We start from the raw sequence: 19,639 nt of genomic DNA on the forward strand, positions 1-19,639 counted from the left end.
CCAAGACCGAACACGACGGCAACGTGGTCAATGAGTGATCTCGAGCTGGTCCGGATTGATGGCAGTGCGGCTCACGAACTCGCACGCATGTGCCAGCGACCACGGGACTGAGCCGGGCACCCGGAGCGCATCAACGAGCTTCACGTTGGCACGTTGTCAAGGACCTTCCGCCATCGGTAACGCAAGATGTCGGCGAGCTCTGGTAAGACTTCACCTTGTGACGACAGAGCCAGCCCGGACCATCACTGCAGAGGACCGCAAGAAGGAACAGGAGCGAGCCGAACTCCACCGGGTGATCTGGAAGATCGCCAACGACCTACGCGGAAGCGTCGACGGCTGGGACTTCAAGGCGTACGTGCTGGGGATGCTGTTCTACCGATTCATCTCCCAGAACCTGACGGCCTACCTCAACAAGGCCGAACGCAGTGCAGGCAACGAGGACTTCGACTACCGCTACCTGTCCAACGCCGACGCCGAGTTCGGGCGCAAGGAGACCGTCAAGGAGAAGGGCTTCTTCATCCTGCCCCAGGACCTCTTCGCGAACGTGCGCGAGCGGGCCAGCAAGGACGAGAACCTCAACGAGACCCTGACGCGCGTGTTCACCAATATCGAAGCCAGCGCGGTCGGCACCGCTTCCGAGGACGACATCAAAGGCCTTTTCGCCGACCTCGACGTCAACAGCGGCAAGCTTGGCCCCACCGTTGCGAAGCGCAACGAAAGGCTGGTCAAGCTCCTCGACGCAATCGGGTCGCTGAATTTCGGCAACGGCGAGTTCAACGAGAACACCATCGACCTGTTCGGTGACGCGTATGAGTACCTGATGCAGATGTACGCCTCCTCGGCCGGCAAGTCGGGCGGCGAGTACTACACGCCGCAGGAGGTCTCCGAGCTGCTCGCTAGGATCACCGTGGTCGGAAAGACCGAGGTGAACAAAGTCTACGACCCCGCCTGCGGCTCGGGTTCGCTGCTGCTGAAGTTCAAGAAGGTGCTGCCCAATGGGGTCAGGCAGGGCTATTTCGGCCAAGAGATCAACCTGACCACCTACAACCTGTGCCGGATCAACATGTTCCTGCACGACATCCCGTATGAGAAGTTCGACATCGCCCACGGCGACACGCTGATCGACCCGCACCACTGGGACGACGAGCCGTTCGAAGCGATCGTCTCGAACCCGCCCTACTCCACGCGCTGGGAAGGCGACGCGAACCCACTACTGATCAACGACGAGCGTTACGCCCCGGCCGGCGTGCTGGCACCGAAATCGAAGGCTGACCTGGCGTTCACGATGCACATGCTGTCGTGGCTGGCGGTCAACGGCACCGCCGCGATCGTCGAGTTCCCCGGTGTGCTCTACCGCGGCGGCGCGGAGCAGAAGATCCGCAAGTACCTCATCGACAACAACTACGTCGACACCGTCATCCAGCTCCCACCGGACCTCTTCTTCGGAGTAACGATCGCGACCTGCATCATCGTGCTGAAGAAGTCGAAGACCGACAACCAGGTACTCTTCATCGACGCCTCGGCCGAGTTCACGCGACAGGGCAACAAGAACAAGCTCGCCGCCGGCCACCAGGCCAAGATCCTGGAGGCGTTCACCCGCCGGGTGGTAGTCGACCACTTCACGGCCCTGGTCGACTACGAGACCATGCGCGACAATAACTATAACATCGCGGTCAGCTCCTACGTCGAGGCCGAGGACACCCGCGAAGCGGTCGATATCAAGGCGTTGAACGCCGAAATTGCCCGGATAGTCGCTCGCCAAGCCGAGCTGCGCACCCAAATCGACGCCATTGTAGGCGACCTGGAATCCGACGATGCGACTGTCTGAATTGTTGTCCAAAGCCCCTGCCAACGAGGAGGCGCAGGTCGAGCGTTTCCTCAATGCTCGCTTGCCCTGGGGCAAGCACAAGACGATCGAGGTCGGCAAAGTCGCTATCAACTTCAAGTGCAAGACCTGCGACAACGTTCGCACGTTCATGTCGGGCGACAAGCTGTCCTGCCTCGGCGTTGGTGAACGTGTGGTGAGCATCGACGCGTGCCTCAAATGCCCAGTTTGCAAAGCGACCATAGAAGCCTGGTTTCTTGTGGTGTCTAGGGATGAGCTGGACGTGCAGGCACCGACCGTGCGATTGGAGCGCTATGTGGACAACCGGCGCGACATAGCGAGTCGGATCGGAGTCGGTGCCGGTGATTTCGATGATCTGCTGGAGCGTGCACAGCTCGCCTACGAGGAACGACTCGGTGCGGGATCCATGGTCTACCTCCGGAAGATCTTCGAAGCGATCACCAAGCAAGTCGCCGATATCGCAAGCATACCCACCATCGGGAATAACGGCGGTCGCAAGCCGTTCCGCAACCTCCTGCAAGAGGTCGATGAGCAGTATCACATCATTCCGCTGGCATTCTCCAGCGATGGGTACAAGTTGTTCAGCGAATTGAGTGAGATCGTCCACGGAGATTCAAATGAGGAAGTAGCCCTGCAAAAGTACTATCCTTGCCGAAGCTTGGTCATCGGGATCATTCAGAATGTCGCCAGTGATCAGGAGATGAAGCGGGCGATCGATGCACTCGGATGGAATATTAACGGGTTGAACGTGCCTTCGAGTGGGGCGATAGTTCCATGAGCGAGATCGACAGGCTGCTTGCCGAGCACTGCCCAGATGGTGTTCCGGTCATGACGCTCGGCGAAATCGGAACCTTTGTCCGCGGCAAGCGGTTCACCAAGGCGGATTATGTCACCGAGGGAATCCCTGCAATCCACTACGGCGAGATCTACACCGCTTACGGGACAGCGACAGACACCGTGATCTCCCACCTTCGCCCAGACATGAAGACATCTCTCCGCTTCGCCGCCCCAGGAGACGTTGTGCTGGTCGACGTCGGAGAGACTGTCGAGGATGTAGGCAAGGCCGTGGCCTGGCTTGGTGACGAGCCCGTAGCGGTCCATGATCACTGCTACGTCTACCGCCATGAAATGAACCCATCGTTCGTTTCCTACTACATGCAAACTCGCCGCTTCCATGCAGAGAAGGCCAAGCATGTGGCGCGCACCAAGGTGAAGACGCTGCTGATGGACGGTCTCGCCAAGGTCTCGATACCCGTTCCTCCGCCTGAAGTGCAGAGCGAAATCGTGCGGATCCTCGACAAGATGACTGAGCTGCAAGCCGAGCTGCAAGCCGAACTGCAAGCCGAACTGCAAGCCCGCACGCGCCAGTATGAGCACTACCGGGACCAACTCCTCAGGTTTGCTGAAGGGGAGGAAGTCAGGTGGGCGACCTTGAGCGAGTTGGCGACGGTCCGAACAGGACAAGCCCCTCGAGACGTCCTTGCTTCCCCTGTCGAAGGCAGCAAATTCCCGTTTGTTAATGCCGGCACCACCGCATCGGGATGGGCCCTGGAGGCCAACACGCAAGCCGATACCGTTACGATTCCATCCCGGGGTCAAGGCGGGGTCGGGGTTGTTGGATACCAGACAAACAACTTCTGGTGCGGACCGCTCTGCTATCGGATCCGGAGTGTTGATGCGAGCATCGTGACGACGAAGTACCTCTACTACTTCCTGAAGTCAATCCAGCCGTCAATCCGTAGCCTCCAGCAGACCGGCGGGACACCTGCGTTGAATCGGAAGGAACTAATCACGGTCGACGTGGCATTGCCGAGCCGTGGAGAACAGGACCGGATCGTGGCAATCCTCGACCGGTTCGATGCTCTAGCGAACGATCTGACGTTGGGTCTGTCAGTGGAGATCGAGGCTCGGCGGAAGCAGTACGAGTACTACCGGGACAAGTTGTTGACGTTCAAGGGGCGGGTGGCGTGAGTCAGGGCGGTGGTGTGGAGGCACCGGATTCGGCGCTGCGGTACGAGCCGATCGTCGTGAGCGACGAATCGACCGTCGTGGCGGCGTACGAGCCGGATGACTGCGGCGATCAGGGCTACCAGTCCGAGGCTCAGCTTGAGGCCGCGTTTATCGAGCTGCTGGGGCAGCAGGCGTACGAGTGGCTCCACATCACGTCGGCGGCCGACGTGGAGGCGAACCTACGCCGTCAGTTGGAACTCCTGAACGATGTCACCTTCAGTGACGCCGAGTGGAGATGGTTCTTCACCAAGAAGACCGCTTCGAGGAACGAGGGCATCGTCGAGAAGACGGCGCGTATCCAGGAGGACCCGATCCAGGTTCTCGCGCGTGACGACGGCACCAGCAAGAACATCAAGCTGATCGACAAGTCGAACATCCATGCCAACCGGCTCCAGGTGATCAACCAGTACGAGACGGTCGGTGAGGGTGCCGGAACGGCTCGCAAGCATCGCTATGACGTGACGATCCTGGTCAACGGGCTGCCGCTGGTGCATCTGGAGCTGAAGCGGCGCGGGGTGCCGTTGAAGGAGGCGTTCAACCAGATCAACCGCTACCAGCGGGAGTCGTTCTGGGCCGACGCCGGACTGTTCGACTACGTCCAGCTCTTCGTGATCTCCAACGGTACGCACACCAAGTACTACGCGAACACGACGCGTGCCCGGAAGGTGGGTGAGTCCGAGAGCGGCAAGCGTGGTCGGAAGCAGACGTCGAACTCGTTCGAGTTCACTTCGTGGTGGACCGACGCAAAGAACCGGCGCATCAGCGACCTGACCGCGTTCACACGGACCTTCTTCGCGAAGCACACGCTGCTGAACGTGCTGACCAAGTACTGCGTCTTCGACGTCTCCCGCACCCTGTTGGTGATGCGGCCCTACCAGATCGTGGCGGCTGAGCGAATCCTGCGGCGGGTGGTGTCCTCGGCGAACGGGAACGGGAAGGCGACCGGGCCGGCGGCCGGCGGCTACATCTGGCACACCACCGGGTCGGGAAAGACGCTGACGTCGTTCAAGACCGCGCAGCTCGCGTCGAAAATGGAGGGTATCGACAAGGTTCTCTTCGTGGTGGACCGCAAGGATCTCGACTACCAGACGATGCTGGAGTACAACCGCTTTGAGAGGGGCTCGGTCAACGGGTCACGCTCGACTGCCGAGCTCAAGCGGCGACTCCAGGACGACAACGTCTCGATCATCGTCACTACGATCCAGAAGCTGTCGCGGTTCATCGAGCAGAACAAGGGCCACGAGATCACCAAGGCTCATTCGGTATTGATCTTTGATGAGTGCCACCGGAGCCAGTTCGGGGACATGGGGACTGCTGTGCGCAAGGCGTTTCGCCGCTCCCACCTCTTCGGGTTCACCGGCACCCCGATCTTCCCGGAGAACGCCGGCGGGGCGACAAAGGACACTACCGAGAAGATCTTCGGCGACCGACTGCACAGCTACACGATCGTGGACGCGATCAACGACGGAAACGTGCTGCCCTTCCGCGTCTCCTACCAGAACACCGTGCGGGTTGCAGACGACGTCGAAGACAAACAGGTTGCCGGGATCGACACCGAAGAAGTGTTGCGCCACCCTGAGCGAATTCGGAAGATCGTGGGGTATGTCCTCGACCACTTCGATACCAAGACCATGCGCACCCAGGGGTACAGCCTGGGAGAGAAGCGGGTGCGTGGCTTCAACTCGATGCTGGCGACCGCGTCAATCCCCGCGTTGAAGATCTACTACGACGAGTTCGCCCGGCAGCAGACGGAGCGCGCAGCCGCAGACCTGTCTTACCGGCCGCTGAAGATTGCTACGATCTTCAGCTACGCGGTCAACGAGGACGAGGAAGTCGGTGGCATCCTCGATGACGAGGCGATGGACGCGGACCAGCTCGACGCCTCCTCCCGCGACTTCCTCGAACGCGCGATCAGCGACTACAACGCTGCCTTCGGCACGACGTACGACACCTCGGCGGCGAAGTTCGAGAACTACTACAAGGACCTCGCGCGCCGAGTGAAGGATCGTGAGGTCGACCTGGTCATCGTGGTCAATATGTTCCTGACCGGGTTCGACGCAACCACACTGAACACGCTGTGGGTGGACAAGAACCTCAAGTCCCACGGGCTGATCCAAGCGTTCTCCCGTACCAACCGGATCCTCAACTCGGTCAAGGCCTACGGCAACATCGTCTGCTTCCGTAATCTGGAGAAGTCCGTCGACGATGCCCTGGTGCTCTTCGGCAACTCCGAGTCCCGCGGAGTGGTGCTGCTCAAGTCGTACGCCAAATACCACGACGCATACGTCGACCTGATCGGTCAACTCCTTGAGCGGTTCCCCGCCGGCTCTGAGCCGTTCGGCGAGGCCCAGGAGAAGACATTTGTCGTGCTCTTCGGCCAGATCCTCAAACTGCGCAACATCCTGACCTCCTTCGACGAGTTCGCTCACGACGAGTCGTTGACGCCGCGGCAACTGCAGAACTACACGAGCGTCTACAACGCGCTGTGGGAGAAGCATCGAAAGCGGGACACCGGCGAGAAGGAGTCGATCCTCGACGATGTCGTCTTCGAGATCGAGCTGATCAAGCAGGTCGAGGTCAACATCGACTACATCCTGATGCTGGTGCAGAGGTGGCGTGACGAGGGCCAGTCCAATATGGGCAAGGAAGCCACGTCGCCGCTGCGTGCCATCGAGGATGCCGTCGATGCCAGCCCATCGCTGCGGAACAAGAAGGACCTGATCATGGACTTCGTCGACTCCATGTCGGTCACCGGCGAGGTCAGCGATGACTGGCGCTCCTTCGTCACCCAACGACGAGACGCCGAACTCACCGAGATCATCGACGCCGAGCGCCTTCGGCCCGAGCAGACGAAGTCTTTTATTGAAGCGGCCTTCCACGACGGTGCGATCGCAACCAACGGAATGGCGATCACTCAGGTCCTGCCGCCGGTTTCGCGCTTCGCGAAGGACAACAACCTCGGCACTAAGAAGGAGCGCGTCATCGCGAAGCTGACCGAATACTTCGAGCGTTTCTCCGGGTTGGCCTGAAAGCACCACCATCATGGGGTCACCCAGCCTTTCCGGTCCGACGGCGGTTTCGAGCGTTCGGCGAGCACCAGACCGCATGTGACCGTGCGAGTTGCCGTAGCAGCTGTTCACGCAATCGGCTCGCGTGATCAGGGTCGTGCCAGCGGGCGGGTAGGCGTGACCTGGCGAATTCGGCGAGCCGCCGCGCCCTTCGGTACTGCTCGTCAGTGAGCAGTTCGCCATCGAGTACCAGCCCCGCCAGCTCGACTTCGCCGACCTGGTCGGCTGGCGAAGTAGTTGTCGCGGGGAACGGCACGAGCAGACCCAAGTCGTCCTCTTGAGCAGCCGTCATCGCTGATCACCGCCAGCGCTGGTGCGGCTCATCGCCAGGAGGGCGAAGCCGCACACCACCATCAACCCGTCGAGCACCAACGGACCGACATCCGCCGCCAGCGGCCCGTACTGCCACGCCAGCAGGACGCCACGCAGGTGGCCGTACGAGATGACCGCTGAGCCGACGGCGACAGCTCCGGCGCCGCCGAAGCGGGCAAGTCCCCACAGAATGCCCTTCGGCCAGGGGATACGGGACAGAGCCTCGATCGCCAGCATCAGGCCGACCGGCCACACAGCCGCCCCGACCTGTGGCGCCACCCCTGGCGACCAGCCAGGCAGTTCATGAGCTGCGGGCAGCCAGACATGCAGGACATTCGCCGCGATCGACATCACGGAGCCGAAGACGAAACCTGCCCAAGCGACCAGCCGACCGCCAGGATGGACCACGGACGACTCGTCGTCGTCGACAACGTCACGAGGATCACCAACGCGGACGCTGTCGGCCGCCACTTCCGCCAGTGCCTTACGGACGGCATGGTCGGTCGCGCCAGTCAGCTTCACCAGAGCCGGTCGCCCAGGAGTCGGTTGGCCAGCCTCGCGAGCCGCATCGAAGGCCTGGCGGACCAGCGCCACCAGCTCGCCGTTCGTCACGGTCATCGGGCAGCTCCCGCCGAACCGATCGCGGCCGGATGGCAACGCGGGCAGAGCGCCGAACGAACGCGGTCGGCATCTAGCCAGACGACGCGGGCCGAGACGGGATCGGCGGGCCGGGCATCGCACTGCCCACAGGGCGACACGGGCGCTCCAGGAGGACGGTTCGCTGGATGGTTAAGGACGTTTCGGGGGCAAGCTTTGCCGCCCGTCGGGTCGCTGTTTGCCCCTCGTGTCGGCACGGTTTGCCCCTCATGCGGATCAACGGGCGGCAAGCTCTGCCGACCGTCGTCCGAGTTGTCCACAAGGTGGATCGTGAGGTTGTAGCCATTCGGTCGCCGGTCAGCCCGCTTCACATATGCGGCCACGATTTCCGGATCCGACGGCTGGATCAGGTCGAGTTCTTCCAGCGCACGGAGGGCATAGCGAACCGACCGCTCGGACAGTCGCGTGTACCGCGACAGCCTCGCGAGCGATGGGAACGCGTTGCGCCCGTCGGGATCGGCGTGGTTGGCAAGTCCAACCAGGACCACCGCGAGGCTCGACGCATCGCGCCGATCCCGGGGAATCGGAGCCCGGGTGAGGGCCCAGTTGATCACTTCGATGCTCACCAGGCCACCGCCTCGGAGAGCGCATACAGCTCCGCTGCCTCAGCGTCGGCAAGACCGATCGTGCCTGTCCGGCGCCGAAGGTCGACTTGGCCAACAATCCACGCGTGAAACCCATCCCGGGCCTCGGTTTCAGTCAACCCCATCGCGTCGGCGGCTTGGTACCAGGAATCGATCACGCCCGAACGGAGCAGGTCAGCGACTACGCACCACCGGCTTGCGGTGGCTTCTTCCGCGATCCCGACGCCGTAAGCAAGCTCGGCGAATAGATCGCGCGGATCGGCCTCTCGGCTCTGGTGCCTAGCCAGGAAAGTCCGGCTGCGAGCAGCTGACCAGCGCTCGACCAGCGCATTGAGGGACAGCGGTGGAATGTCGTGCGGAGTGAGAGACTGATGGCTCACGGCGGGGCTCCATCCCGTCGGAGGCCCCGGTTGGCGGGTTCAGCGCTGGCCGGGGCCGACCTGAAGTCGGACCCGCTCGGCCAAGCGCACTACGTGCTGGAAGCCTCGCGGGCTTCCGACACGGTTACGCCTTTTTGGTGAGACTTGACGTTGCACCGTGTCGGAACTCCACCACGTCGCCGTCGGCCATGACGTAGTCCTTGCCCTCCATGCGGACCTTGCCCGCCGCGCGGGCCGCCGCCATCGAGCCCGCCGCCATCAGGTCTTCGTAGGAGACGATCTCCGCCTTGATGAAGCCGCGCTCGAAGTCCGTGTGGATCACGCCCGCCGCCTGGGGAGCCGTCGCACCCTGGGGGATCGTCCAGGCGCGGGACTCCTTCGGCCCCGCCGTCAGGTACGTCTGCAAGCCCAGGGTGTGGAAACCCGCGCGGGCCAGCGAATAGAGCCCCGGCTCCGGCTGGCCGACCGACTCGAGCAGCTCGCGCACCGACTCCTCGTCGTCCAGCTCCAGCAGCTCCGCCTCGACCTTGGCGTCGAGGAACACCGCGTCCGCCGGCGCGACCAGCTTGGTCAGCTCCTCGCGGCGGGCTTCGTCGGTGAGGACCGATTCGTCGGCGTTGAAGACGTACAGGAACGGCTTCGTCGTCAGCAGGCTGTGCTCGCGAAGCAGTTCGAGGTCGACGTCCTTCTGCGCGGAGAAGAGCGTGCGTCCGCTGTCGAGGATCTCCTTCGCCTTCTGCGCAGACTCGAGCGCGGGCTTCGCTTCCTTCTTGGTCCGCGCCTCCTTCTCCAGGCGCCAGACGGCCTTCTCGAGGGTCTGCAGATCGGCGAGGATCAGCTCGGTGTTGATCGTCTCGATGTCGCTCAGCGGGTCGATCCGGCCGTCGACGTGGATCACGTCGGGGTCGTCGAACACGCGGATGACCTGACAGATCGCGTTGGCCTCACGGATGTTCGCCAGGAACTTGTTGCCCAGCCCGGCACCCTCGGACGCGCCCTTCACGATGCCCGCGATGTCCACAAAGGACACGACGGCCGGGACGATCTTCTCCGACTTGTGCAGCTCGGCCAGCTTGTCCAGCCGGGGGTCCGGCAGCGGCACGACACCGACGTTCGGCTCGATCGTCGCGAACGGGTAGTTCGCCGCGAGCACGTTGTTGCGGGTCAGCGCGTTGAACAGGGTGGACTTGCCGACGTTGGGCAGGCCGACGATACCGAGGGTGAGGCTCACGACCCCGCAGTCTACGTGGCTACCCCGGTCCGGCCCCACGCACCCGACGCCGTGGCGGATTCCCGCCAGCGACGGCGCTGACCTGCTGGCATGCTCGGATCAATGGTCACCCCAACGCTCTCACTCTGGCGGGACGCCGAGCGCTGCTACCGCGTGGTCACCGCCCGTGACTCGCGCTTCGACGGCCAGTTCATCATGGCGGTCCGCACGACCGGGATCTACTGCCGCCCGTCGTGCCCGGCGTCGACGCCGAAGGTGCAGAACGTCCGCTTCTTCCCGACGTCGGCGGCCGCGCAGGCCAACGGCTTCCGCGCCTGCCGCCGCTGCCTGCCGGACGCCGTACCGGGCTCGCCGGACTGGAACGTGCGCGCCGACCTGGCCGCGCGAGCGATGCGCCTGATATCCGACGGGACCGTCGAGCGCGAAGGCGTCCCAGGCCTCGCCCGGCGGCTCGGTTACTCGGAACGCCAGCTCGGCCGGGTGCTCACCGCCGAGCTGGGCGCAGGCCCGCTGGCCCTGGCCCGGGCCCACCGCGCCCACTCGGCGCGGCTGCTCATCGAGATGTCCGAGCTGCCGCTGACGGACGTCGCCTTCGCGGCGGGCTTCTCCAGCGTGCGGCAGTTCAACGAGACGATCCGCGAAGTGTTCGCGACGACGCCTTCGCAGCTTCGCGCCTTCGCGGCTTCCCGACGGGGCCGGCAGAGCGACGTCACCGGGACCCGGCTCAGCCTGCGGTTGCCGTTCCGTCCGCCCTTCGACGCTTCGGGCTTGCTTCGTTTCTTCGCGGACCACGCCGTGCCGGGCGTCGAGGAAGTGACGCCGGAGGCCTACGCGCGCACCCTGCGGCTGGCCCACGGCACCGGCGTCGTGCGGCTGACGCCTTCGGCCAACCACGTGCGCTGCGAACTGATGCTCACCGACCTGCGCGACCTCGGCAGCGCGGTCAGCCGGGTGCGCCGGCTGCTCGACCTCGACGCCGACCCGGCGGCGGTCACCCGCGTGCTCGGCGCGGACCCGGTGCTGGCCCCGGTGGTCGCGGCCGTGCCGGGGATCCGGGTGCCGGGCGCCGTCGACGGCGAGGAACTGCTGCTCCGCGCCGTCGCGCCGGACGTGCCGCCCGGTGCGGAGGTCCCGGGCGAATGGGGCGTGACGCGGCTGTTCCCGACCGCGGCCCAGGTCGCGAGCACGGGCCACCCCGTCGCCGCCGCGCTGGCCGAGGGACAGCTGGACGTGCACGTCGGCCGGGACGCGGCCGAGCTGCGGGCGGAGCTGCTGACGTGCGTCGACCCGGCGACCGCGGACTACGTCGTGATGCGGGTCCTCGGCGCACCGGACGTCCTGCTCGCCGACGATCCCGCCGTCCGCCGCGGCGCCGAGGAGCTGGGGATCTCACCGGATTCGCTCGCCGGGCGAGCGCGCGCGTGGACGCCGTGGTGTTCCTACGCCGGGATGTACCTCCGGCGCGCCGGCGCCTAGCTCTGTTCGCCCTGCCACAGCACGGCCTGGGCGACGACGACCTGCTCACCGTCGTGGGTCGCGGCCGGCGAGCCGTACAGGCGGTAGCCGAGTTCCAGCGCCTCGCTGACCCGGTGGCAGAACTTGGCGTCGTCCGGGCCGGTGAGCAGGCGGTAGCGGGGCAGGCCGTTCGGCGGCTGGTCGGTCATGGCTTCATCTTGGCCGGGTGATCAGCCCGCGCGCACCTGCAACGTCGAGCCCGTGCGGGACTTGCGGACACGCAGCCGGGTGGGGATGCGCTGCCGCAGCTCCTCGACGTGCGACACGAGCCCGACCACTCGCCCGCCGGCCCGCAGCTCGTCGAGGATGTTCATCACGACGTCGAGGGTTTCGGCGTCCAGCGTGCCGAACCCCTCGTCGACGAACAGCGTGTCCAGGAGCGCGCCGCCGGTCTCCCCCGCGACGACGTCGGCCAGCCCCAGCGCGAGGGCCAGCGACGCGAGGAACGACTCGCCGCCGGACAGGGTCTTCGCCGGGCGGATGGTGCCCGAGTAGTCGTCGAGCACGTCGATGCCGAGCCCGCCGCGGGTGCCGCGCGCCCCGGCCGCGTCCGAGTGCACGAACGAGTACCGGCCCTGGCTCATCGTGCGCAGCCGGTGCGTGGCGGCGACGGCGACCTCTTCGAGCCGGGCCGCCAGGACGTACGACCGCAGCGACATCTTGCGGCTGTTCTGCCCGCGCCCGTTGACGACCTCCGCGAGGGCCCGCAGCTCGGTGTACTCCGCTTCGGCGGGGGCGAGTCCGGCGAGCGCCTTGCGCAGGAGCCCCGCCAGCCGGGTCAGCTCCTCGTGCTGTGCGGTGGCCGCCCGCAGCGCCGCGTACGCGGAATCGGCGCGCGCCCGGGCCAGCTGGGCCGCGTCGGTCGCCCGGCCGACGTCCGCCACGTCGTCCGGCGCGATCCCGAACAGGTCCGGCTCGGCCAGCAGCGCCCGCGCGCCCGCGGCGGCCGCCTCGGCCTCGGCGATGCCCTGTTCCAGCTTCTCGATCTGCTCGTCCGGCAACATCGCGGCCCGCGCCTTCTTCAGCGACGTGAACCCCTTCGCCTGCACCGCCGCCTCGACCAGCGCCCGTTGCTGGGTGACCCGTTCCCGGGCGCCGGCGACCGCCGTGCGCGCCTCCGCGACCGCCTCCAGGGCCTCGGCCAGGCCGAGGAGGTGCCGGCGCCGCGCGCCGACGTCCGCGAACTCGCCCCGCCCGGCGACCAGGCGGCGCTCCCGCTCGGCCAGCCGTTCCTCCAGGGCGCGGACGTCGGTCGTGGCTTCGGTCGCCGCCTGTTCGGCCCGGCGCAGGCGGTCGGCGCGCGCTTCCAGGTCGCGCTCCAGCAGCACGACCTGCCGGCCCAGCTTGGCCTTGGCGGCGGCCTGCTCGGTCAGCGCGGCGACGGTCGTGCGGCTTTCCGCCAGCTCGGCGGTGATCGACTCGGCCGTGCGCCCGGCCAGCCGCTCGATCAGCCCGGCCAGCCGCGCCTTCGCCTCTTCCAGCGCGACGACGACCCGCTGCCGCACCGCGTCCGCCGCCTGCTCGGCTTCCTCGGCCGCACGTTCCTCGGCCGGGTCGACCAGTTCGACGTCCCGGCTCGCCTTCGCCGGGTGCTCGGCCGACCCGCACACCGGGCACGGCGCGCCGTCGGCCAACGCGGCGGCCAGCTCGGCCGCCATCCCGTCGAGCCGCCGCTCGCGCAGGTCGAGCCGGCGCTGCCGGGCCGCCTGGTGCGCGTCGACGACTTCGCGCAGCTTCGCCTCGCCCCGCCGGACCTTCGCCTGTGCCTCGGGCAGCTCGGCCGCGTCGCGGGCGAAGGCCCGCAGCTCGTCCACCTTTGCCTTGGCACCGTCGAGTTTCGCCTCGGCTTCGGCCGCGGCCAGGGCGTCCGCGCGCAGTTTCGCCAGCTGGCCGGGGATCGCGGCGAGCTCGGCGGTCAGCTCCTCGACCTGCCGGCGGGCCGTGACGGCGGCCAGCTTCCGGTCGTCGCGCCGCATGACGTCCAGCTCTTGCTGCTCGGCCTCGGCGACCAGCTCCGCGACCGCGCCGGCCTCTTCGCGCGCGGTGGCCGCGCGCGCCTTCAGATCGCCGGTCGCCCGCGTGCCCGACTCCCGCAGCCGGGCCCCGCGGACCTTTTCCGCCTGCTCGGCTTCGGCCAGTTCGGCGGCCCGCCGATCCAGCAAGTCGGCCTCCACGGCGACGCCCGCCGCCCGCCGCGCGGCCGCGACCTCCTGCGCCCACTCGGCCCGCTGCGGCGCCTGCTCGGTGATTTCGAGGAGCCGCAGGTGCGCGTTGCGGACCCGGCGGATCTTCTCCGCGCCCGCGCGTTCTTCCTGCAGGTGGACATCCGCCCGGCGGGCGGCCGACCGGGACTGTTCCTCCTCGGCCGTGACCTGAGCGACGCGTGCTCCCGACTCGGCGAGCACCGCGCCGACCCACTCGGCCACGTCCGTCTCGGGCGGGTCCTGCTGGGCCTCCTGCGCGTACCGGGCCAGCAGCTCCCGCACATCCCGCTGCCGCACTTCCAGCTCGCGGCCACGCTCGGCGCGCAGGTCGGCGAACCAGCGTTCGACGTCGGCGAAGCGCTCGGTGCCGAACAGCCGCTCGAGGAGCTTCTCGCGCTCGGCGGTGTCCGAACGCAGGAAGCGGGCGAACTCGCCCTGGGGCAGCAGCACCACCTGGAAGAACTGGGCCGCGGTCATCCCGAGCAGCCGCTCGACGGTGCGCGCGACCTCTTCGATCCGGATCAGGCCCTCCGGCGCGAGCCCGCCGGGTGCGGTGCCGATCCAGCTCAGCGACACCCGCGCCTGCTGGGTGGTCGTGCCCTCGCCGCGCCGCTTCGGGCGCTGGTACTCGGGGTTGCGCACGATCTTCAGCCGGTGCCCCTGCACGGTGAGCTCCAGCGCGACCTCGGTGACCTGGTCGCGTTCGGCGAGGTCGCACCGCAGCCGCTTGGCCTCGTTGCGGGCGCCGGGGACCACGCCGAACAACGCGAACGCGATCGCGTCGAGCAGCGTCGTCTTGCCCGCGCCGGTTTCGCCGTGCAGGAGGAAGAGACCGTCGGCGCCGAGCACGTCGAAGTCGACCACTTCGCGTGCGCAGTACGGCCCGAAGGCTTCGACCTCCAGCCTGTGCAGCCTCATTTCGCGAGGGCCCCCCGGTCGGCCGCTTCCAAGGCTTGGAACAGGAGCTGCTCTTCGCGCTCGGTCGGCGGGGCGCCGCGGCAGTCGTCGAGGAAGCTGCGCGAGACCTCGATGTCGGACCGGCCGCGGACGGCGTCGGAGTAGCGCAGCGGGGCGCCGGCGTGCCCGCCCGCAGGTTCCCATTCCAGGTGCACCGCGTACGGGAACCGCTCGCGCAGCCGCCGCATCGCGTCGACCGGGCGGACCCGGTCGGTGACCGTGACCGACAGGAAGTGGTCGAGGTAGCTGTCGTGCGCCGGGTCCAGCAGAAGGTCTTCGATTTCGCCGGTGAGCGTGGCAAGCGCTCTCGGCACCGGCAGTTCGTGGCGCCGGACCTCGGCGAGGCCGCGCCGGTCGACGTCGACCAGCCAGACGGATTTGCGTTGGCGCGCTTCGGAAAACGAATACGCCAGCGGACTGCCGGAGTACCGCAGGTGCTCGGCGAGCGTCTGCGGGCCGTGGAGGTGGCCGAGCGCCACGTAGTCGACGCCGTCGAAGACCGAGCCGGGCACCTGCTCGACGCCGCCGACCGCGATCGTCCGCTCGGAGTCGGTGGGTTCGCCGCCGGTGACGAACGCGTGCGCGAGCACGACCGAGCGGACGCCGGGCCGGGCCTCGAGGTCCGCGCGGATGCGGCGCATGGCCTCGGTGAGCACGCCCGTGTGGCCGCGCGCGTCGGGTACGCCGAGGGCGTGGCGTGCCGGTTCCGGTTCCAGGTAAGGGATGCCGTAGACGGCGACCGGGCCGTCGGTGTCTTCGAGCAGCACCGGTTCGGCCAGCCCGGCGACGGTGGTGCGCAGGTGAAGGCCGCCGGCCGCGGCGAACTCCGCGAAGGCGCCGAGGCGGGGCGCCGAGTCGTGGTTTCCGGGCGTGACGACGAGTTGCGCACCGGCCGCGCGGATCCGGGCGACGGCCGCGGTGGCCACCCGCACGGCCTCGGCGGAGGGGACCGCACGGTCGTAGATGTCGCCTGCCACCAGGACGGCGTCGATCGCCTCGCCGGCCACGAGGTCGGCGAGGTGCCCGAGCACCGCTTCCTGTTCCGCGAGCAGATCGGCACCGTGGAACGTGCGGCCGATGTGCCAGTCGGAGGTGTGCAGGAATCTCACGGGGGCCAACGGTACGACCCGGCTCCGACGAAATCGCGCAGGCACGCCGCCCGCTCACTCGAACGTGTGTACTAACACGAGCGGGCAAGATCGGACACGCCCTGCGCGGAATCGATGTGTTCGCAGGTCAGCTACCCAGAGCGACGGGTCGGGTGCGTTTTTTGTCGGTGGGGTCCGCCATGATGTCTGCGAGCTCGCAAGCCCGGAGGTTCGGAGCTCGGGACGGAGGAGGCGAAGTGGCGACAGTGCTGACCACCGCGGCGATCGTGCTCGCGGTCCTGCTGCTGTTCGCCGTCGTGCTGCTGTGGCGGCTGTACCAGGACGGGATGCGCCGGGCGGACGCGGCGGCCCGGCTGGTGGCGGCCGAGCGGGCCAAGGCGGACCAGCAGCAGCTGGCACTGCGGCGCTACGAGGTGGCGTTCGCCTCGATCAGCGGCCGCGGCGAGCTGGGCGAGCAGGTCCTGGTCGAGACGGCCCGGGCGCTGGGCCTGCGCGAGGACCTGCACTTCACCCTGCAGACGGATCTGGCCGGCGGCGGCGCGGCCAAGCCGGACATGGTGCTGCGCGTGGGCGGCGACCGGACGGTCCCGGTGGACGCGAAGGCAAGCATGGCGACGTGGTCCGAGGCGGTGGAGACGGACGACCCGGACGAGCGGCTGGACGCATTGCGCGCACACGTGCGCCAGATCCGGTCCCGGGCGGCCGAGCTGGCGGGCAAGGGTTATCAACGCTGGGCGGACGCGATCTACGGAACGATCATGTTCGTCCCGTCCGACGCGGCGGTGGTCGCGGCACTGGACACCGACCCGGAGCTGCTGCGCTGGCTGATCGATCGCCGGGTGTTCATGTGCGGCCCGACGGGGTTCGGCGTGCTGGCTTCGGCGGCCCTGTTCGCGGCGAGTGACCGGACGCTGGAGGCGGACGTGGAGCAGGTCCGAGCCGGAGCGGCGGCGGCCCACCGGGCGGCGGGTGGCGCGGTGGAGGCGTTGAACCTGTCGAGCACGCACTTGCAGCGGTTCCTGTCGGCGCGACGGCGGGAGCTGGAGGCGTTGGAGACGTTCCGGTCGACGGTGGCGCCGCTGACCGAGGCATCGGGCAGCCCGGCGGCCGTCCCGGCGGTGCGGAAGGGAGACGAGCTGGCAGCAAGCTGAGCGGGCCGGGTTCCCCGGGGTCGACGGGTTCCGGAGGCGTCGCCTGAGCAGTCGCGCCGCCCTTGTCAGCCGGATGCGGCAGCGCTGTGGAAGGTCGCGAATGAGTCATTCGGGACCTCTGACGTCGCGAATGAGTCATTCGGGACACCCCTCCAGGCACACGGGCACTGGCGGTGAGCCGCCGTGACCGTGGCGACCCGGTCACGACCGGACGAGCCGAACGCGTCCGCGAGCCAGCGAGCCCTCGAAGGCCACCGGTCGCCGAGCCGAGCCGCCTGACCAGCTAAAACAACCGGTCGAAGCCGCGCACCCAGCCGCACCGCGCCCCCGTGGCAGGTGCACTCGCCGCGGTCCGGCGCAAGCACCCGACCAACCGCGGGTTGGCCTTGACGCCCCACCCAAGGCACTCTTGCCTCAGCGGGCCGCCGGCTCGCTCACCAGCGCTACCCGGCGCCACCGGAACACCCTCGTGGGTGGCTGTCGGCCCACGTCGGCGGCAGTGCTGGCAAGATCTTCACAACCACGAGATACGGTGTTGCCCTGTGACCGCGATTCGCGATCGCCAGAGCGATCCAGATGCCGACGACGTCCCCGTTGCGTGGGATGAGCGTCCTGTCGTCGGTTCGAGGCGCGGACTGCCCTGGTGGGCGGCGGTCCTGGTCGGCCTCGGCTTGGCGATCGTTGGCGCCCTCCTGGGCAAGCCCAGTCAGGGCAGCATCCCGCTGGTCTTCACCGTCTGCTACATCGCCGGGGCCGTGATCGCGGTCTGCGCGGTGCGGCGCCGCGGCCTGTTCGGGCCCATGGTGATGCCGCCGCTGGTGCTGGCCGTGACCGTGCCCGGCGTGATCCTGCTGACGTCCGGCTCGCAGGGCGACGACATGCTGTCGAAGGCGCTGAACATCGGCACCCCGCTGATCAACGGCTTCCCCATCATGGCCATCACCACCGGTATCACGCTGCTGATCGGCATCGTCCGCATCGTCCGCGAACGCGACCCGGACGCCCCGAAAAAGGGCCAAAAGGCCAAGGCGGACGAAGACGACGACAAGCGGGCCGGTGCGCGGCCGCGGCCGGCCGGTGCGAACCGGACCGGGCAGAACCCGCTCCCGCCCGGCGCGCGACGCGGCCGGGAAGGCGAACCGCCGCGACGTCCGCGTCCTCCGGCGGACGTCGAACGCCGTGCTCCCCGCGCCGGCGCTCCCGCCGAACGCGACCCGGGCACCCGTGGCACGCGCAAGCCGCCGCCGGCCGCCCGGCGCACGCCGCGTCCGGAAGAGGGCGACCCACGCCGGCGCGAGCCGCGCGGGGACGCTCCGCGGCGACGTCCGCGTCCGCCCGAGGACGGCCGTGACACTCCGCCACCCCGTCGCCCGTCCGGTGAACGGAACGCTCCACCGCGGCGGAGCCGTCCCTGGGACGAAGAAGAGCGCTGACGAAACGGCGGTCACCTCTCGTGAGGTGACCGCCGTTTCTCTTGATAGACCGTGCTTGCCGGACCGTGCGCCAACAGGCATCACGCGTGATCAGAGAGGCATCACGCGTGATTGGAGGGGCATCAGACCTTTCGCAGTTCCTTCGGCGGTGCGAAGGTGATCTTCTCGTTCGCCGTCGTGACCTCGTCGACGTCGCCGTAGCCGCGCTCGGCCAACCAGGCCAGCAGGTCCATGACCAGCTCGTCCGGGACCGACGCGCCCGACGTGACGCCCACCGTCGTCACCCCGGAGAGCCACGCTTCGTCGACCTCGTGGGCGAAGTCGACCAGGTAGGACGCGCGGGCGCCCGCCTTCAGGGCCACCTCGACCAGGCGCTTCGAGTTGGACGAGTTCGTCGACCCGACCACCAGCACCAGGTCGCACTCGGCCGCCATCGCCTTGACCGCGACCTGGCGGTTCGTCGTCGCGTAGCAAATGTCGTCGCTCGGCGGGTCCAGCAGGTTCGGGAAGCGCTCGCGGAGCTGGTCGACGCGCTCCATCGTCTCGTCGACCGACAGCGTCGTCTGGGACAGCCAGATCACCTTCGACGGGTCGCGCACCTCGACCTTGTCGACGTCCTCGGCCTGGTCGACCAGCTGGACCTTGTCCGGCGCCTCACCGGCGGTGCCCTCGACCTCTTCGTGACCCTCGTGGCCGATCAGCAGGATGTCGTAGTCCTCGTTCGCGAACCGGTTGACCTCCTTGTGCACCTTCGTCACCAGGGGGCAGGTCGCGTCGATCGTGCGCAGGTTCCGCTCGGCCGCCTCCGCGTGCACCATCGGCGAGACGCCGTGGGCGGAGAACACCACCAGCGCGCCCTCGGGCACCTCGGACGTCTCGTCGACGAAGATCGCGCCGCGCTCGCGCAGCGTGTCGACCACGTGCCGGTTGTGGACGATCTCCTTGCGGACGTACACCGGGGCGCCGTAGACCTCGAGGGCCTTCTCGACGGCGATCACCGCGCGGTCGACGCCGGCGCAGTAACCACGCGGTTTGGCGAGCAGCACCCGCTTGCCGGAGGCGGTTCCGGTGATCGTGGGGGTACCCGCGGGCTCGATTCCGGGACTCGCTGCACTCATGCCCCCAGGGTACGGGCAGCCCCGAGACGACCTCGAAGTCCCGTTCGGGTGAGCTTCGTCCCTC

General features: G+C 67.7%; 15 protein-coding genes. 7 read left to right on the forward strand and 8 right to left on the reverse strand.

Annotated elements, in window-relative coordinates; genetic code table 11:
• The first annotated feature begins 217 nt into the window (after positions 1-217).
• From ACLJQF_RS07810 to ACLJQF_RS07825, 4 genes are read left to right on the forward strand one after another with little or no spacing between them, the layout of a single operon-like run.
• Positions 218-1,828 (forward strand): type I restriction-modification system subunit M, encoded by a 1,611-nt coding sequence (locus tag ACLJQF_RS07810; protein ID WP_410607541.1) that lies wholly within the window; start codon positions 218-220, stop codon positions 1,826-1,828.
• Positions 1,815-2,624: a hypothetical protein gene (locus ACLJQF_RS07815; protein ID WP_410607542.1), complete on the forward strand. Its 810-nt coding sequence runs from the start codon at positions 1,815-1,817 to the stop codon at positions 2,622-2,624. The genes ACLJQF_RS07810 and ACLJQF_RS07815 overlap by 14 nt, the downstream gene beginning before the upstream one ends.
• Entirely contained in the window at positions 2,621-3,817 is a 1,197-nt protein-coding gene (locus ACLJQF_RS07820; RefSeq protein WP_410607543.1) for a restriction endonuclease subunit S, read from the forward strand. Before ACLJQF_RS07815 ends, ACLJQF_RS07820 begins: the two co-directional genes overlap by 4 nt.
• Positions 3,814-6,885 carry a type I restriction endonuclease subunit R gene (locus ACLJQF_RS07825; RefSeq protein ID WP_410607544.1) on the forward strand — a complete coding sequence of 1,024 codons (3,072 nt, stop codon included), beginning with the start codon at positions 3,814-3,816 and terminating at the stop codon, positions 6,883-6,885. Before ACLJQF_RS07820 ends, ACLJQF_RS07825 begins: the two co-directional genes overlap by 4 nt.
• 327 nt (positions 6,886-7,212) lie before the next feature.
• Here ACLJQF_RS07825 and ACLJQF_RS07830 read toward each other — a convergent pair whose 3' ends face one another.
• The 4 genes from ACLJQF_RS07830 to ychF form a co-directional block, all read right to left on the reverse strand.
• Positions 7,213-7,854, reverse strand: a complete 642-nt coding sequence (locus tag ACLJQF_RS07830) for a hypothetical protein (protein WP_410607545.1) — start codon at positions 7,852-7,854, stop codon at positions 7,213-7,215.
• Positions 7,851-8,459 carry a helix-turn-helix domain-containing protein gene (locus ACLJQF_RS07835; protein WP_410607546.1) on the reverse strand — a complete coding sequence of 203 codons (609 nt, stop codon included), beginning with the start codon at positions 8,457-8,459 and terminating at the stop codon, positions 7,851-7,853. The genes ACLJQF_RS07830 and ACLJQF_RS07835 overlap by 4 nt, the downstream gene beginning before the upstream one ends.
• Complete coding sequence (locus ACLJQF_RS07840; protein ID WP_410607547.1) at positions 8,456-8,857, reverse strand: hypothetical protein; 402 nt, start codon at positions 8,855-8,857, stop codon at positions 8,456-8,458. The genes ACLJQF_RS07835 and ACLJQF_RS07840 overlap by 4 nt, the downstream gene beginning before the upstream one ends.
• A 124-nt stretch (positions 8,858-8,981) precedes the next feature.
• Positions 8,982-10,088: a redox-regulated ATPase YchF gene (gene ychF, locus ACLJQF_RS07845; RefSeq protein ID WP_410607548.1), complete on the reverse strand. Its 1,107-nt coding sequence runs from the start codon at positions 10,086-10,088 to the stop codon at positions 8,982-8,984.
• 102 nt (positions 10,089-10,190) lie between these two features.
• Between ychF and ACLJQF_RS07850 the strand changes: the two genes are divergently transcribed.
• Positions 10,191-11,564: a DNA-3-methyladenine glycosylase 2 family protein gene (locus tag ACLJQF_RS07850; protein ID WP_410607549.1), complete on the forward strand. Its 1,374-nt coding sequence runs from the start codon at positions 10,191-10,193 to the stop codon at positions 11,562-11,564.
• On the opposite strand, the gene ACLJQF_RS07855 is transcribed toward ACLJQF_RS07850, so the two are convergent.
• The 3 genes from ACLJQF_RS07855 to ACLJQF_RS07865 are packed head-to-tail and all read right to left on the reverse strand — an operon-like array spanning position 11,561 to position 15,873.
• Positions 11,561-11,752, reverse strand: a complete 192-nt coding sequence (locus ACLJQF_RS07855) for a DUF1737 domain-containing protein (protein WP_410607550.1) — start codon at positions 11,750-11,752, stop codon at positions 11,561-11,563. The two genes, ACLJQF_RS07850 and ACLJQF_RS07855, sit on opposite strands and share 4 nt — an antisense overlap.
• A gap of 21 nt (positions 11,753-11,773) precedes the next feature.
• Entirely contained in the window at positions 11,774-14,725 is a 2,952-nt protein-coding gene (locus ACLJQF_RS07860; protein WP_410607551.1) for an AAA family ATPase, read from the reverse strand.
• Entirely contained in the window at positions 14,722-15,873 is a 1,152-nt protein-coding gene (locus tag ACLJQF_RS07865; protein WP_410607552.1) for an exonuclease SbcCD subunit D, read from the reverse strand. Before ACLJQF_RS07865 ends, ACLJQF_RS07860 begins: the two co-directional genes overlap by 4 nt.
• 236 nt (positions 15,874-16,109) lie before the next feature.
• Between ACLJQF_RS07865 and rmuC the strand changes: the two genes are divergently transcribed.
• Positions 16,110-17,024 carry a DNA recombination protein RmuC gene (gene rmuC, locus ACLJQF_RS07870; protein ID WP_410607553.1) on the forward strand — a complete coding sequence of 305 codons (915 nt, stop codon included), beginning with the start codon at positions 16,110-16,112 and terminating at the stop codon, positions 17,022-17,024.
• A gap of 542 nt (positions 17,025-17,566) precedes the next feature.
• Positions 17,567-18,457 carry a DUF6542 domain-containing protein gene (locus tag ACLJQF_RS07875; protein ID WP_410607554.1) on the forward strand — a complete coding sequence of 297 codons (891 nt, stop codon included), beginning with the start codon at positions 17,567-17,569 and terminating at the stop codon, positions 18,455-18,457.
• A gap of 122 nt (positions 18,458-18,579) precedes the next feature.
• On the opposite strand, the gene ACLJQF_RS07880 is transcribed toward ACLJQF_RS07875, so the two are convergent.
• Positions 18,580-19,575: a 4-hydroxy-3-methylbut-2-enyl diphosphate reductase gene (locus tag ACLJQF_RS07880; protein WP_410607555.1), complete on the reverse strand. Its 996-nt coding sequence runs from the start codon at positions 19,573-19,575 to the stop codon at positions 18,580-18,582.
• Positions 19,576-19,639 lie beyond the last annotated feature (64 nt).

The sequence above is a fragment of the Amycolatopsis sp. lyj-109 genome, assembly GCF_046548995.1.
Taxonomy (GTDB): Bacteria; Actinomycetota; Actinomycetes; order Mycobacteriales; family Pseudonocardiaceae; genus Amycolatopsis.

Coding starts and splice junctions, on each gene's coding strand:
- ACLJQF_RS07860 (WP_410607551.1), bottom strand. CDS start 14,725: ATGAGGCTGCACAGGCTGGAGGTCGAAGCCTTCGGGCCGTACTGCGCA.
- ACLJQF_RS07855 (WP_410607550.1), bottom strand. CDS start 11,752: ATGACCGACCAGCCGCCGAACGGCCTGCCCCGCTACCGCCTGCTCACC.
- ACLJQF_RS07820 (WP_410607543.1), top strand. CDS start 2,621: ATGAGCGAGATCGACAGGCTGCTTGCCGAGCACTGCCCAGATGGTGTT.
- ACLJQF_RS07815 (WP_410607542.1), top strand. CDS start 1,815: ATGCGACTGTCTGAATTGTTGTCCAAAGCCCCTGCCAACGAGGAGGCG.
- ACLJQF_RS07830 (WP_410607545.1), bottom strand. CDS start 7,854: ATGACCGTGACGAACGGCGAGCTGGTGGCGCTGGTCCGCCAGGCCTTC.
- ACLJQF_RS07880 (WP_410607555.1), bottom strand. CDS start 19,575: ATGAGTGCAGCGAGTCCCGGAATCGAGCCCGCGGGTACCCCCACGATC.
- ACLJQF_RS07850 (WP_410607549.1), top strand. CDS start 10,191: ATGGTCACCCCAACGCTCTCACTCTGGCGGGACGCCGAGCGCTGCTAC.